General features: G+C 71.7%; 12 protein-coding genes. 6 read left to right on the forward strand and 6 right to left on the reverse strand.

The window, feature by feature from the left end; genetic code table 11:
- The first annotated feature begins 215 nt into the window (after window positions 1–215).
- Window positions 216–746: a methanogen output domain 1-containing protein gene (locus tag IG05_RS0132180; protein ID WP_030347573.1), complete on the forward strand. Its 531-nt coding sequence runs from the start codon at window positions 216–218 to the stop codon at window positions 744–746.
- On the forward strand, window positions 743–2,323 hold the full coding sequence (locus IG05_RS43905; RefSeq protein WP_030347574.1) for a PP2C family protein-serine/threonine phosphatase: 1,581 nt from the start codon (window positions 743–745) through the stop codon (window positions 2,321–2,323). Before IG05_RS0132180 ends, IG05_RS43905 begins: the two co-directional genes overlap by 4 nt.
- A gap of 430 nt (window positions 2,324–2,753) precedes the next feature.
- On the opposite strand, the gene IG05_RS0132190 is transcribed toward IG05_RS43905, so the two are convergent.
- From IG05_RS0132190 to IG05_RS0132215, 6 genes are all read right to left on the reverse strand, one after another.
- Entirely contained in the window at window positions 2,754–3,098 is a 345-nt protein-coding gene (locus IG05_RS0132190) for a MerR family transcriptional regulator (protein ID WP_030347575.1), read from the reverse strand.
- A 514-nt stretch (window positions 3,099–3,612) separates the two neighbouring features.
- Window positions 3,613–4,101 carry a GNAT family N-acetyltransferase gene (locus IG05_RS0132195; protein WP_030347576.1) on the reverse strand — a complete coding sequence of 163 codons (489 nt, stop codon included), beginning with the start codon at window positions 4,099–4,101 and terminating at the stop codon, window positions 3,613–3,615.
- 522 nt (window positions 4,102–4,623) lie between these two features.
- Window positions 4,624–4,866 (reverse strand): DUF5302 domain-containing protein, encoded by a 243-nt coding sequence (locus IG05_RS0132200; protein WP_030347577.1) that lies wholly within the window; start codon window positions 4,864–4,866, stop codon window positions 4,624–4,626.
- 75 nt (window positions 4,867–4,941) lie between these two features.
- Entirely contained in the window at window positions 4,942–6,357 is a 1,416-nt protein-coding gene (locus IG05_RS0132205; protein ID WP_030347578.1) for a DEAD/DEAH box helicase, read from the reverse strand.
- 229 nt (window positions 6,358–6,586) lie between these two features.
- Entirely contained in the window at window positions 6,587–6,958 is a 372-nt protein-coding gene (locus tag IG05_RS0132210; RefSeq protein ID WP_051790493.1) for an STAS domain-containing protein, read from the reverse strand.
- 321 nt (window positions 6,959–7,279) lie between these two features.
- Window positions 7,280–7,996 carry a dienelactone hydrolase family protein gene (locus tag IG05_RS0132215; protein WP_030347580.1) on the reverse strand — a complete coding sequence of 239 codons (717 nt, stop codon included), beginning with the start codon at window positions 7,994–7,996 and terminating at the stop codon, window positions 7,280–7,282.
- 129 nt (window positions 7,997–8,125) lie between these two features.
- Between IG05_RS0132215 and IG05_RS0132220 the strand changes: the two genes are divergently transcribed.
- From IG05_RS0132220 to katG, 4 genes are all read left to right on the forward strand, one after another.
- Entirely contained in the window at window positions 8,126–9,346 is a 1,221-nt protein-coding gene (locus tag IG05_RS0132220; protein ID WP_030347581.1) for a metallophosphoesterase, read from the forward strand.
- Between the two features lie 124 nt (window positions 9,347–9,470).
- Window positions 9,471–10,394, forward strand: coding sequence for an LLM class F420-dependent oxidoreductase (locus tag IG05_RS0132225; RefSeq protein ID WP_030347582.1), 924 nt, complete (start codon window positions 9,471–9,473; stop codon window positions 10,392–10,394).
- 79 nt (window positions 10,395–10,473) lie between these two features.
- Window positions 10,474–11,298, forward strand: coding sequence for a DUF1684 domain-containing protein (locus IG05_RS0132230; protein ID WP_030347583.1), 825 nt, complete (start codon window positions 10,474–10,476; stop codon window positions 11,296–11,298).
- 598 nt (window positions 11,299–11,896) lie between these two features.
- A complete protein-coding gene (gene katG / locus IG05_RS0132235; RefSeq protein WP_030347584.1) occupies window positions 11,897–14,089 on the forward strand; it encodes a catalase/peroxidase HPI in 2,193 nt (730 codons plus the stop codon).
- Window positions 14,090–14,135: the final 46 nt, after the last annotated feature.

The raw sequence follows: 14,135 nt of genomic DNA on the forward strand, positions 1-14,135 counted from the left end.
TGTCGGGTTACCCCTGCCTGCCCGGTGAACCATCCGCGTCTCTCGGATAACCGGCGGATCCTGTGAAGGGTTGCCTGCGTGAAGGGCCGCCTGCCGGGAGAGCGACGGGACTGGTAGTGGAACACCTGAGGGTGCTGGCAGAATCGGATTCCGTCACAGGAATCGAGGCCCGGCCGGTCGCGCTGCTGCCGTGGCCTGAGGGCGAGGGAGCGGGCATGGAACAGGTTTCGGATGTGGAGATTCCACTGGACCGTGATGTGTTCCTGCGGACTCTGGTGCGTGAGCTGGCCACGTCGTTGGAGTCGGTGATCGGTCTTGAGGAGGCGTCCGGCTACGTCAGCCTGGTGGGGCAGGCCGTCGGCACACAGATCGACGAGATGTACCTCAAGGGGCTGGGAACCGACCGGCTCACCAGTGCGCAGGTCGCCGAGGCACTGGTGGATCTCAAGCGCCGCATCAAGGGTGACTTCTACGTCATCGAGCACGACGAGAAGAAGATCGTGCTGGGCAATCGGGCGTGCCCCTTCGCCGAGAAGGTGGTGGGCCGGGAGTCGATGTGCATGATGACGTCCAACGTCTTCGGCACCATCGCCGCCCGCAATCTGGGGTATGCGCGGGTGGAACTGGAGGAGACCATCGCGCGCGGCGACGCGGGCTGCCGCGTGGTGGTGCACCTGGTCCCCGACGTGGACATCGAGACGCTGGGGGGCCGCGAGTACTTCGGCGACCCGGCTGTGGCCCCATGACCCTTGGCCTCTTCCGGGCCATCACCAGACCGCTGCCGCATGCAGTGCTGCTGTGCCAGGCAGACGGCCGCGTGCTGGCTGCCAACCCGGCCGCCGTCCGCTGTGACGACCGGCTGCGCCCGGGCACCAGCGTGTTCGATCTACGGCCCGACGACACACCGTGGCTGCGCCGGCAGCTGGCCGTATGGCTGAGCAGCGGCAGCCCCGTGCCCGGCGCGCTGGTCATCAAGGACGCTGACGGCCGCATGCGGCGGTTCCGCTGCCACGGGGCGCGCGCCACGTGGTGGGACGGCCCGCAGCCGGCCCTGCAACTGCATCTCGTCGAGGCCGGGACCTCCGACCAGTTCGTCGCGCTCAGCCAGCAGGTCGAAGCGCTGAACCGGGAGGTCGCCTTCCGTCGGGCCACCGAAGTGGACCGGGCGCGATTGCTGGCCGCTGAACAGGCCGCCCGCGCCCAGTTGCAGCACCTGTACGACCTGACCGCCGCCCTGGCCGGAGCGATCACCCTCGCGGAGGTCTCCCACGTCGTCAGCGACGTGGCGCCGGCCGCCCTCGGGGCCATCGCAGCGGAGCTCTACCTGCACTCGGCGCGGCTGGTGCCGCCCCTGCAGCCAGGGGACAACGGCCTTCCGGCCGACGCGGGGGGCTGGACCGACCTGGACCGGCCGTCCTCCTCGGACCGCTCGCTTCCCGGCGAAGCCGCGGACGCTGTACCCATCGCCCTGTCGCTGGAGGCCGACGGTGTTCACCTCGGCATGCTGATCGTGTACGGCTCGGACAGTTCCACCGCTCCCGAGCATGTGACGGCGGTGGCCCAGCAGATCGCCCAGGCGCTGCGGCGGGCGGGGCTGCACGAGCACGAGCACCGGGTCGCCGAGCGCCTGCAGCTCAGCCTGCTGCCGCAGCTGCCCCGTCTGCCCGGCCTGGAGACGGCCACCTGCTACGCGCCGGGGAGTGACCTGCTCTCGGTGGGCGGCGACTGGTACGACGTCTACGAAGTGGACGCCGATCACATCGGCCTGAGCATCGGTGACGTCGCCGGCCACGGACTGCACGAGGCGACCGTCATGGCCCAGATCACCGCCGCCCTGCGCAACATCGTGCCGCGCTGCGGCACCGACCCCGCCGCCGTCCTGGACGAGCTGAACACCTTCCTGGGCCGCTACCATCCGAATGGCATGGCCACCGCCTGTTACCTGGTCTTCGAACACCGGACACGCACCCTGACCTACGCCAGGGCCGGGCATCCGCCGCCGCTGCTCATCCACGCCGACGGCGCCAGCGCCTACCTCGACGACGCCGCCTCGCCCCCTCTCGGACCCGTCCGGAACGTCCGCTACCGACAGGCCGACGTCACCGTGACCGAGGACGACACCGTGCTGCTGTACACCGACGGACTGATCGAGCGCCGTCGCGAAGACCTCGCCGTAGGAATGGAACGGCTGACCGCGTTCGCCCACACCACCAGCGGCCTGGACATCGCCGAACTGTGCGACCGGTTCCTGCACCACCAGCCCGAGGCGGCGTTCCCCGACGACCGGGCCCTGCTCGCCGTCCGCTTCCCTCGGCCGACCTGACCGGCCCTCCACCCGGCACGGCGGGCCGTACCGGCACCGCGGACGACCAGTTGGCGCAGTCGACACTCCCGGGCTGGGACCAGGGCCCGGGCGGAAGCGATCAGGGCACCGCGCACGGCGGCAACCGGGGCGCCGGCCAGGACGGAGGCGCGCAGGGCGCGCGTCTCGGCCGGCTCGTCCGGTGACCGGGTCGCGAGGCGGTCGGCGAGGGCCTCGGCGCTGCCGTCCTCGAAACCGGCGAGCACGCCGCCGCGCCGCACGCCGGTGGACATGGCGCGGGGCGGCACGCCGACGAAGCGGCGGCGTACGGCGCTCGTCCTGACCGCCCTTCTCGCCCCGGCCACCCTCGCTGGTACGGCGGAACCGCTGGTCCGGCACCGGATCTCTCCGCGGTGCGGTCCCCCGGCGGCCTCGGGTGTGGGCGTGCTGATCAGATTGAGGTCTTCGACTGAGGCCTGCCGCCCTCGGCGCGCAGTTGCTCGTTGATGCGCTGCGCCTCTTCGAGCTGGTCTTCGAGGATGACGATGCGGCAGGCGGCCTCTATGGCGGTGCCCTGGTCGACGAGTTCGCGGGCGCGGGCGGCGATGCGCAGCTGGTACCGGGAGTAGCGGCGATGGCCGCCGTCGGAGCGCAGCGGGGTGATCAGGCGGTGTTCGCCGAGGGCGCGGAGGAAGGCGGGGGTGGTGCCGAGCATCTCGGCGGCCCGGCCCATGGTGTAGGCGGGGTAGTCGTCATCGTCGAGAGGGCCGACGGGACGGGAGCCGGCAGGCGGCATAGACCTCTTCTTTCGGGGACGCGTCGGGGGGCCCGAGTGCCAGTACCGGCACCCGGGCCCCGAGCTTTCAACACCATCTACCGGCGCGTTGCGCCGACCTTCTTTTCCGCAGGTGCCGCCTGGGAGGGCGGGGCTGCGGGGATCGCGAATGCGTGACCGGGGACCACCTTCCAATCCGGGGCCTTGCGGTACCCGGGCGGACTGCTCCTCGCCCGGGCGATCCTGATGGCGTTCTGCTCCTTACCTTTCGATTGCGATACCGCGGGTGCTGCTCACAGCCCCGCTGGGGCTGTGTCCTTCTCGTCTACCTGCACAGCAGTTCGTCCCTGCTGTGCCCACTTTGACTTCTGGGTACGGAGACAACGCTAGCCCTGGGACGATGGAATGTCTACTGTCACCGGGATAGTTTTTCTCCGGTTACTGGCGCCCACTCGAATGGCGGTCCCCGCTCCCCCTGCAGCAGGCCTCCGCCCACCAGGCACAACTGCCGTGCTCTGCGAACCGGCACACCGCGTCACTCCGGAGGAATGCGGAACTCGAACTCGGGACGGTCCCACGGCACGGCGGGCGGGTTCGCGCGGGCGGTCCCGGTCCGTATCGCGCCGACGCGGTGATAGAAGTCCTCGGCGGGAAGGTGCGACACGACCCTGACGCGGTCGAGCCCGGCGGCACGGGCCTCGGACTGCATGTGCGCGACGAGCAGTCGTCCGATACCCCGCCCCTGCGCCTCGTCGGCGACGAACAGCAGGTCGAGCTCCGGCGGAACGAGGACGAGCGAGTAGAACCCGAGGACCCGGTCTCCGTGCTCGTCGGCGCCGACGGCCACGAAGGCGCGGTGGGCCTCGATGTAATCAGGGCCGACCCGGTAGCCCGCGACCGCGGACGCGTACTTGCCTTCGTAGGCGCCTGAGCCACGCACGAGCCGTGTGAGCCGTTTGGCATCCCGCGCGACGGCCCTCCGTATGGTGATCGGCTGACTGGTCGGGGAAGTGCGTGAACCCATCGGGAGAGTATTTCGCACCGGGGTGTGCCCTCGTGCGGAGGGGTCGGCTGCCCGTCCGGCCGACCTCCTGGAGGCAGAGAGCCGTCGGTCATGCGGTACCCGGAGCTGCCATGGTTGGTGGGGCGGGCAGCCGCAGGTCCTGGGCTTCGGCCACGACGCGGGACCCCTCCGGCGGCGATCAGGGCGGTTCGGGCCCGGGGAGCGGGCCGCGAGCGTTCGGGCCGGCCACCGCGAGAGGCGGCGGCGTCTTCGTGAGTCACGCCGGCGTCGCACCGGGCCGTCGGGTACCTCCCGGCCACCGTGCAACGTCGGCGGCCGGAGGTCCTGGCCGGGAATGCCGGTGCGGCGGCGCCACCGATCCGCGCCAGCCGTGGTCGGGCCCTCACGCAGGCGAGACCGCCGGCTGCGCCTCGCCCGCAACGCGCACATGGTCATGCGCACGTTGCGGGCCACGGCACCGGGCGCGCGAGTGGACAGCGCGCGGAGTGCCGACAAGGCGGCCGGACCGCGGGACTGATCGACTCAGCCGCCGCTCTTACGCCTGAACGACCGCTGGCTCGCAGCCGGGCCGTGCGCCGCACGCACCTTGGACGCATCCGGGTTGGCGGCGGCATCGGCCGCGTCCGCCTGCGCACCGCGCTTGCGCGCCAGGGCTTCACGGAACTTGCGCTTGAGGTCGTAGTTGCCGTCGCTGTCCGGCGACACAGAGGACGTCTCGGCGGCAGCCGGCTCCGAACCTTCCGTGGTTGCGGGCTCTTCAGTCATGGTGACCTCCTGGGTTCGGGGTGGGGCAGCACAGCTTGTCATGCCGGGCCAGGTGCGGGACGCCGGCAACGGCTCTCAGCCGTTGCGGCGTACGAGGGCGGCCTTGCGGGCCTCGGCGAGCTTGCGTGCCTCGCCGGCCTTGCGGGACTTGCCGCCGGCACCGCGGGAGGTGTCCTTGCTGGTGCCGAGGCCGCGGAAGGGAGCATTGATGTTCTTGGGCCGGGGGACGGCGGGCGCGCCGTCGAGCGGGGTGCCGGAGGGAGCCTTGGCGCCGGTGATCCGGCTCAGTTCCGCCTCGCCCGAGCGCACCTTGGTGACGGTCGGCTCGATGCCGGCCCCGGCCATCATGCGGGTCGTCTCGCGGCGCTGGCCGGCCAGCACGAGCGTGACCACGCTGCCGGACTCACCGGCGCGGGCGGTGCGGCCGGCCCGGTGCACGTAGTCCTTGGGGTCGGTGGGCGGGTCGACGTTGACGACGAGATCGAGGTCGTCGACGTGGAGGCCACGGGCCGCCACGTTGGTCGCCACCAGAACCGTGATCTGACCGTTCCTGAACTGCGCCAGGGTCCGCGTGCGCTGTGGCTGGGACTTGCCGCTGTGCAGGGCCCCGGCGTGCACCCCGCTGGCCCGCAGATGGCGGGTGAGCTGGTCGACGGCGTGCTTGGTGTCGAGGAACAGCAGTACGCGGCCGTCGCGGGCGGCGATCTCCGTGGTGACGGCGTAGCGGTCAGGGCCGTGGACGACCAGTACGTGGTGCTCCATCGTCGAGACCGTGCCCGCGGACGGGTCGACGGAGTGGACGACGGGGTCGTGGAGGTAGCGGCGGACCAGCTGATCGACGTCGCGATCCAGGGTGGCCGAGAACAGCATCCGCTGACCGTCGGGGTGTACCTGGTCGAGCACGTCGACGACCTGCGGCAGGAATCCCAAGTCGCACATCTGGTCGGCCTCGTCCACCACGGTGATCGCTACCCGTCCCAGACGGCAGGCGTTGCGCTCGATCAGGTCGTGCAGGCGTCCGGGGGTGGCGACAATCACCTCGGCTCCCTCGCGCAGCGCGGCGACCTGCCGGCCGATCGACATGCCGCCGACGACCGTGGCCATCCGCAGCCGCAGCGCTTCGGCGTACGGCGTCAGCGCCTGGGTGACCTGCTGGGCCAGCTCCCGCGTGGGCACGAGGATCAGGGCGAGGGGCTGCTTCGGTTCGGCGCGCCGCCCGGCCGTACGTGTCAGCAGCGGCAGGCCGAAGGCGAGCGTCTTGCCCGATCCGGTGCGTCCGCGCCCCAGGACGTCGCGCCCCTCCAAGGCATCGGGCAGTGTGGCGGCCTGGATCGGAAAGGGTTCACGCACCCCGAGGTCGCTCAGTCTCCGCAGCACCGCCGCCGGCAGTTCGAGATCGGCGAAGAGGCGGACCGGGGGCGGCGCCGGGGTCCTGGACCCGGGCTGGGCGGGACCGCCGTGAGCGATGAGTGAGTCGTCGGGATGCTTCATGAACAGCCTTCCGCAGGGGAACGTACCGAGGAAGGCCCGGCAGGATTGAGCAGCCCACGCACACGCGGAACCGAACAAGCAGAATCGCCCACCGCGACGACCACGCAAAAGCGTGACACTAACACAAGGCACACCGTCACGACGAGGCACAACCGTCACGAGGCACACATCACGCCGGAATACGGATCCGGGACCGTCGGACGCCACAGCGGAGGTCCGTCTCCGACGGTCAGGGGCTCATCCGAGCCGGCGCCGCGGTGGTGTGGGGCGTGAACAGTTCGGAGGTCTGCGTCATCTCCAGCAGACGCGCGGGCTGGGACTGCAGCCCGGTGACGGCAAGGATGGCGCCTTCGGCCTGCAGACGCCGGCGCAGCTTCACCAGGAGGTTCAGCCCGCTGGAGTCCATGAAGGTCACGCCCGACAGGTCCAGGTACAGCGGCTTGCCGCCCACCGGGACGCCGGACGCGGCCTGTATCAGTTCAGGGCAGGTCTGCAAGTCCATCTCGCCGCACACTGTGATCACGGTGCGGTCGGTGTGCTGCTGTGTCTCTGCGGTGAAAACGCGCATGGTTCGCCCCTCGTATTCCGGGGTCGAGCCCATCACGCCCTCCGGCTGCGGAGGGCATCAAGCACGCGGCGTGGGGCCGCGTACAGCCGAGCAAGACAACCCGAGCCGCGTCCCGGTCACCGGAAATGACCTTCAAGGGCGGCGCGGGGCCTCTCACCAGACCAGGCTGGTTCCCTTGAGCGTCGCACAGACGATCCAGCGTTGACCAGTCCGCCGGTGAGCCGGCGCCGGCCCGACCGGCCACAACTCCCTCATGTGGCCGGTCGGATACGCCGATGATGCCGTGGGGCTCGGGCAACTACGGGGGCTTCCCCCACGGCTGCCGGAATCGCGGCTGTCGACCAGATCACTCCACTAGGTCAGGCACTCGGTGAGCAGGTCGACGACGTCGTGCCAGGCTCGCTGCGCGTGCCGTGGGTGGTAGCCGACGCCGGGGACCGCGGGGTGGTCGACCGGCGGGTGGTGGAAGGCGTGCAAGGCGCCGCCGTAGACCACGAGGCGCCAGTCGACGCCCGCGGCCTGCATCTCGGCGGTGAACGCGTCCCGTTGCGCGGGCGGCATGATCGGGTCTTCCGATCCGACCCCGGCCCACACCGGGCAGCGAATGCGCGCCGCCTCGCCCGGCCGGCCCGTGGTCAGCGCGTTGACTGTCCCGATCGCGCGCAGGTTGACGCCGTCGCGCCCGAGTTCCAGCCCGACGGCGCCCCCGGTGCCGTAGCCGACGGCGGCGATCCGGTCGGGGTCGGTCCGCGGCTCGGCGCGCAACACGTCGAGCGCCGCATGACCGATGCCCCGCATCCGGTCGGGGTCGGCGAGCAGCGGCAGGCAACGGGCCAGCATCTCCTCGGGGTCACCCAGATAGCGGCCGCCGTGAAGGTCGAAGGCCAGCGCCACGTAGCCCAGCTCGGCGAGGGCGTCGGCCCGACGGCGCTCGACGTCGCTGAGCCCCATGCCCTCCGGCCCGAGCAGCACCGCGGGCCGGCGATCGACTCCGGCCGGGAGTGCGAGGTGCCCGATCATCGTCAGACCGTCGGCCGGGTACTCGACCGTGCGCGTTGTAATCGTCGTCATGCGACTGGACGGTAGTGACCGTCGAGTCCGGTCGGGCCGCTGTTCTGCCGCCGGCAGAACAACGGTCCGGCCGGGCCGGAGGCGACCGGATACAGTGCGCGGGACGGCAGTCCGGTCAGGAGGGGAAGCGTGACCGACACCAGCGACACCCGGCCCGCCGAGGGTGAGGCGCGAGCGCCGCGGCCGGGCCGGCTGCAGCGCCTGATGCGCTACATCCCCCTGATCGCGCCCGTCCTGCTGTGGGCCGTGCCCTGCTGGGTGCTGCTGTACACCGGCCAGCACTGGCCCCTGCCCGTCGCGCCGGCCGGCACCGCCCTGTTCGCCCTCGGTCTCGTCGGTATGCCACTGGCGATGGCGCGCGGTCACGGCCGGCGCCAGCAGGACCGGGCGGCGATCCTCGGTGACACCCTGCTGGGCGCCGGCTGGGTCCTGTTCACCTGGTCCGTCCTGCTCGGGAGCCTCCTGCGGCTCGCCCTGACCGTGGCCGGCGTCGGCGGGAGCCAGGACCGGGCCCGCATCGTCACCTGGGCCGTCCTCGGCACCACCGCCGTACTGCTCGCCTGGGGGTACGCCGAGGCCCGCCGCGTGCCCCGCGTGCGCCGGCTCGATGTACGACTCCCCCGGCTGGGTCCCGGGCTGGACGGCACCCGCGTCGTACTGATCACCGACACCCACTACGGCCCACTCGATCGCGCCCGCTGGTCGCAGCGGGTCTGCGAGACGGTGAACACCCTGGAAGCCGACCTGGTCTGCCACACCGGCGACATCGCGGACGGCACGGCCGAACGCCGCCGCGCCCAGGCCCTCCCCCTCGGTACCGTGCGGGCCACCCGGGCCCGGGTGTACGTCACCGGCAACCACGAGTACTACAGCGAGGCCCAGGGCTGGGTCGACCTGATGGACGAACTGGGCTGGGAGCCGCTGCGCAACCGCCACCTGCTGCTCGAACGCGGAGGCGACACCCTCGTGGTCGCCGGCGTGGACGACGTCACCGCCGCGTCCTCCGGCCTGGCAGGCCACCGCGCCCACCTCGCCGGAGCCCTGGACGGCGCCGGCCCCGACCTGCCCGTCCTGCTCCTGGCCCACCAGCCCAAGTTCGTCGACCGGGCGGCAGCGGCCGGCATCGACCTCCAGCTCTCCGGCCACACCCACGGCGGCCAGATCTGGCCCTTCCACCACCTGGTCCGCCTCGACCAGCCCGCCCTCGCCGGCCTCAGCCACCACGGCAGCCGCACCCTTCTCTACACCAGCCGCGGCACCGGCTTCTGGGGTCCGCCGTTCCGCGTCTTCGCCCCCAGCGAGATCACCCTCCTCGTCCTCCGCAGCCCGCACCCGCCCACCTCGCCGTAGCACGGCGTGCCCGGACCTCTCCGACGAGGACGGACGGGCCGCTGCCCCGGCGTACACATGACTGACAAGAACCTGTCACACGCGGAGCGGAATGCGGGCCCGGCGGGCCCCCGTTCCGACTGTCATGACTGTTGGAGTAGCACTCGACGCGTCCGACGCGGACAACCAGGTCGATGCCACCGTGCGGCTGGCCCGGGAGGCCGCGGCCGCCGGTCTGCGGTCCGCGTGGTTCGGCCAGACCTTCGGCGCGGACTCACCCCAGCTCGCGGCGATCGTCGGGCGTGAGGTGCCCGGGCTGCAGGTGGGGACCTCCGCGATCCCGGTCTTCGGCCGGCACCCCCTGCTCGTCTCCAGCCAGGCCCAGACCGCGCAGGCCGCGACGCACGGCCGCTACCACCTCGGTCTGGCCCTGGGCACCAAGCTGCTGACCGAGACCGGCTTCGGCCTGCCCTTCGAGCGCCCCATCGCCCGTCTGCGTGAATTCCTCACCGTGCTGCGCCAGTTGACAGAGACGGGCACGGCCGACTTCCACGGTGAGCTGCTGACCGCGGCCACCCCGTTGCCGGCACGGGTGCCGGGCGCCGGGAACGGCCTCCCCGTGCTGGTCGCCGCCATGGGGCCGCAGGCGCTGCGGGTCAGCGGTGAGCTGGCGGACGGCATCCTGCCGTACCTGGCGGGACCGCGTGCCCTGGCGGAACACATCGTGCCCGCCCTGACCGCCGCGGCCGAGGCCGCCGGCCGCCCCGCGCCCAGGATCGTGGCCCTGGTGCCCGGCGTGGTCACGGACGACGTGGACGCGGTGCGGGCGAAGGCCGGCGAGAACCTCGCGTTCTACGAGCAGATCCCGTCCTACGCCCGGGTCATCGAACTCTCCGGCGGCCGACGGGCCGCCGACGTGGCCGTGATCGGTGACGAGAAGGCGGTCGAGGCCGAGGTCCGCCGTTACCGCGACGCCGGTGCCACCGAGGTCGTGTTCTCGAACACCGGGATCGCCGGAGAGACGGACCGCCGTCGCACGTGGGCGCTCCTCGGCGAACTGGCCGGATGAGCGCACCCGCCGGGCACCGTCCCGGCAGCAGCCCCGCAACCCCGTGCGAGGCCGAGCCTCGCCCAGTGAAGGAGAACCGATGACCACCGAGGTCACCACGGCGGACCCGCGCGCTTTCGCCGAGGACTGGCAGGACTGGTACCGCGCCCAGGAGGCCAGGCTCGCCGCCCCGCACGGGTTCCTGGCCATCACCGGCCTGCACTGGCTGGACGAACGGCCGCAGCGTTTCCCGGACGCGCCCGGTGCCTGGCACAGCGGTCGCGACGGGGTCGTCGTCGTCCTCGACGACGGTGAGGAACTGGTGGTCGACGGGAAGCCGGTGCGGGGTGAACACCGCTTCGGCGTGCTCGCCGAGCGCAGTGGCGTCGACGCGGTCTGGGGGGACGCCGTCATCGAGGTCGCCAAGCGCGGCGGCCACGACATCGTCCGCCCCCGGCACCCGGACGCGCCGCTGCGCACCGCGTTCACCGGGACACCCGCCTACGAGCCCGATCCGCGCTGGGCCGTGACGGGCCGGTACGTCGCCTTCGAGGAGCCGCGGCCGACCACCGTGGGCGCGGCCGTCGAGGGCCTTGAACACGTGTACGACGCTCCGGGCCGGATCGAGTTCGAACTGGACGGGCGCCCGCTGTCCCTCACCGCCTTCCCCGGGCACGGCGAGGGCCGGCTGATGGTGCTCTTCACCGACGCGACCTCGGGAGTCACCACCTACGCCGCCAACCGGGTGCTGGCCCTCGGACCGCCCGCCGCCGACGGCACGGTCGTCCTGGACTTCAACCGCGCCGCGAACCTGCCGTGCGCCTACACGGACCTGGCCACCTGCCCGCTGCCGCCGGCCGAGAACCGGCTGCCGGTGGCGATCGAAGCGGGTCTGAGGATCCCCCGCGAACGCGGCGGATCCTGAGCCGGGCGCCGTCGGCCGCCTCGCCGTCGCACAGCGCGCCCGGCGCGACATGCTGCCGGTGGCACACGGTCCGGCATACGCCGCGATCGCGGCGGACCGGCTGCTCACCTCACGTGCTGCGCTCCCGCGCCCGGGTCAGCCGCTTGACCTCGACGATGGTCGCGACGGCGCGCAGCCAGGCGGCCGCGGTGTCGTCCGGCGGGGCAGGGGCTCGGGCAGTTCCGCGGCCCGGGCGAGTCCGCCGGCGCGCACGGTGTCGGCGAGGAAGGCGACCGAGCGCGGCTCGGTGCCGAGGCGGTCGACGAGGACGGCGGCGGCCGCTAACACGCGTGGTGAACACGGAGGATGACCCTCCGTACGCCTCACGCACCTCCTCCACACCACTCCCCCGACGGCACGTCCGGCCGTCCGCGCACGCGCGTCCCGGGATCCGCGTGAATTCGATGCGGCGCGCCGGAATTCGGCGCGGGAGGAGAAGTCCGCCCCTTTCCCCCGCGCCTGTCATTCGGATTGCCGCGCGTGTTTCATAGAGGTGTGGCCTGCTGTGCGCGACCATACGGACGCGGCACAGATCACCGAGACAGGAAGAAGGACGGGCATGTCCGGCAGTGAGAGCGAGAATCCAGCAATCCCTTCACCGACGCCCACACCCCCTCGGCGGCCCAGGACGAACCGGGACTGGTGGCCGAACCAACTGGACCTCCAGGTTCTCCATCAGCACTCGCCCCGATCCAACCCGATGGACGAGGACTTCGATTACGCGAAGGAGTTCGCCACCCTCGACGTCGACGCGCTGAAGCGCGACGTCTTCGAGGTGATGACGGCGTCCCAGGACTGGTGGCCTGCCGACTACGGTCACTACGGGCCGCTCTTCATCCGGATGAGCTGGCACGCGGCGGGGACGTACCGCATCGCGGACGGCCGCGGCGGCGGCGGCAGCGGCGCCCAGCGCTTCGCCCCCCTGAACAGCTGGCCGGACAACGCGAGCCTGGACAAGGCGCGCCGCCTGCTGTGGCCGGTCAAGCAGAAGTACGGCCGGAAAATCTCCTGGGCCGACCTCCTGGTCTTCGCCGGAAACTGTGCCATGGAATCCATGGGGTTCAAGACGTTCGGTTTCGGTTTCGGGCGGGAGGACATCTGGGAACCCGAGGAGATTTTCTGGGGGCCCGAGGACACCTGGCTCGGAGACGAGCGCTACAGCGGCGACAGGAAACTCACCGGTCCTTTCGGCGCCGTCCAGATGGGATTGATCTACGTCAATCCGGAGGGGCCCAACGGAAACCCGGATCCGCTGGCTGCCGCCCAGGACATCCGGGAGACGTTCGGGCGCATGGCGATGAACGACGAGGAGACGGCCGCACTCATCGTCGGCGGCCACACCTTCGGCAAGTGCCACGGCGCGGTCGATCCCAGTTATATCGGCCCGGAACCCGAGGCCGCCGCCATCGAGCAGCAGGGCCTCGGCTGGCGGAACACCTACGGCAGCGGCACGGGCCCGCACGCGCTCACCAGTGGTCTGGAGGGCGCGTGGACCACCGAGCCGACCCGGTGGGACAACGGGTACCTGGACAACCTCTACGGGTACGAGTGGGAGCTGACGAGGAGCCCCGCCGGCGCCCACCAGTGGACTCCCTCGGATCCCGCGGCCCGGGACGCCGTGCGCGACGCCCACGATCCGTCGAAGCGGCACGCCCCCATGATGCTGACGACGGACATCGCGCTGAAGGTGGACCCGGTCTACGGCCCGATCACGAAGAGGTTCCACGAGAACCCCGACGAGCTGGCGGTGGCCTTCGCCAAGGCGTGGTACAAGCTGCTGCACCGCGACATGGGACCGCTCTCGCGTTACCTCGGCCCGTGGATTCCCGAGCCGCAGCTGTGGCAGGACCCCGTTCCCCCGGTCGATCACGAACTGGTCGGGGAGGAGGACGTCGCCGCCCTCAAGGAGCGGATCCTCGCCTCGGGTCTCACCGTGCCCCAGCTGGTCACCACCGCCTGGGCGGCGGCGACGAGCTTCCGCGGCACCGACAAGCGCGGCGGGGCGAACGGGGCGCGGATCCGGCTGGCACCGCAGAAGGACTGGGAGCTCAACGCCGTCCCCGAGGTGACCGAGACGCTGGACACCCTGGAGCGGATCCGGCAGGACTTCGACGACTCCCAGGCCGGCGGCACCAGGGTCTCCCTCGCCGACCTGATCGTCCTCGGCGGGTGCGCGGCCGTCGAGCAGGCGGCACGGAACGCGGGGTACGACATCACGGTGCCCTTCGCACCGGGGCGTACGGACGCCTCGCAGGAGCAGACCGACACGGCGTCGTTCGCCGTGCTGGAGCCGAAGGCGGACGCCTTCCGCAACTACCTGCCGGCGGGCGAGAAGCTGTCGCCGGAGACCCTCATGCTGGACCGGGCCAACCTGCTGACACTGACCGCTCCGGAGACGACGGTGCTGATCGGCGGCATGCGGGCCCTGGACACCGGCTTCAAGGGCTCTCCCCACGGTGTCCTCACCCGGCGGCCGGGCGTCCTGACCAACGACTTCTTCCTGAACCTGCTCGACATGGGCACGGAGTGGAAGGCGTCGGCCACGGACGAGAACGTGTTCGAGGGCCGGGACCGCGCCACCGGCGAGGTCAAGTGGACCGCCACCGCCGTCGACCTGGTCTTCGGTGCGCACTCCCAGCTGCGGGCCATCTCGGAGGTCTACGCGTGCCGGGACGCGGGAGAGAAGTTCGTACGCGACTTCGTGGCGGCGTGGGACAAGGTGATGAACCTCGACCGTTTCGACCTCGCGTGAGCGCGGCGCGTCCCGGCCGGCCCTCCTCGGCCGGCCGGGACGCGGC

Origin of the sequence: Streptomyces sp. NRRL S-1022, from assembly GCF_000720135.1 — a bacterium.
Lineage (GTDB): Bacteria > Actinomycetota > Actinomycetes > Streptomycetales > Streptomycetaceae > Streptomyces.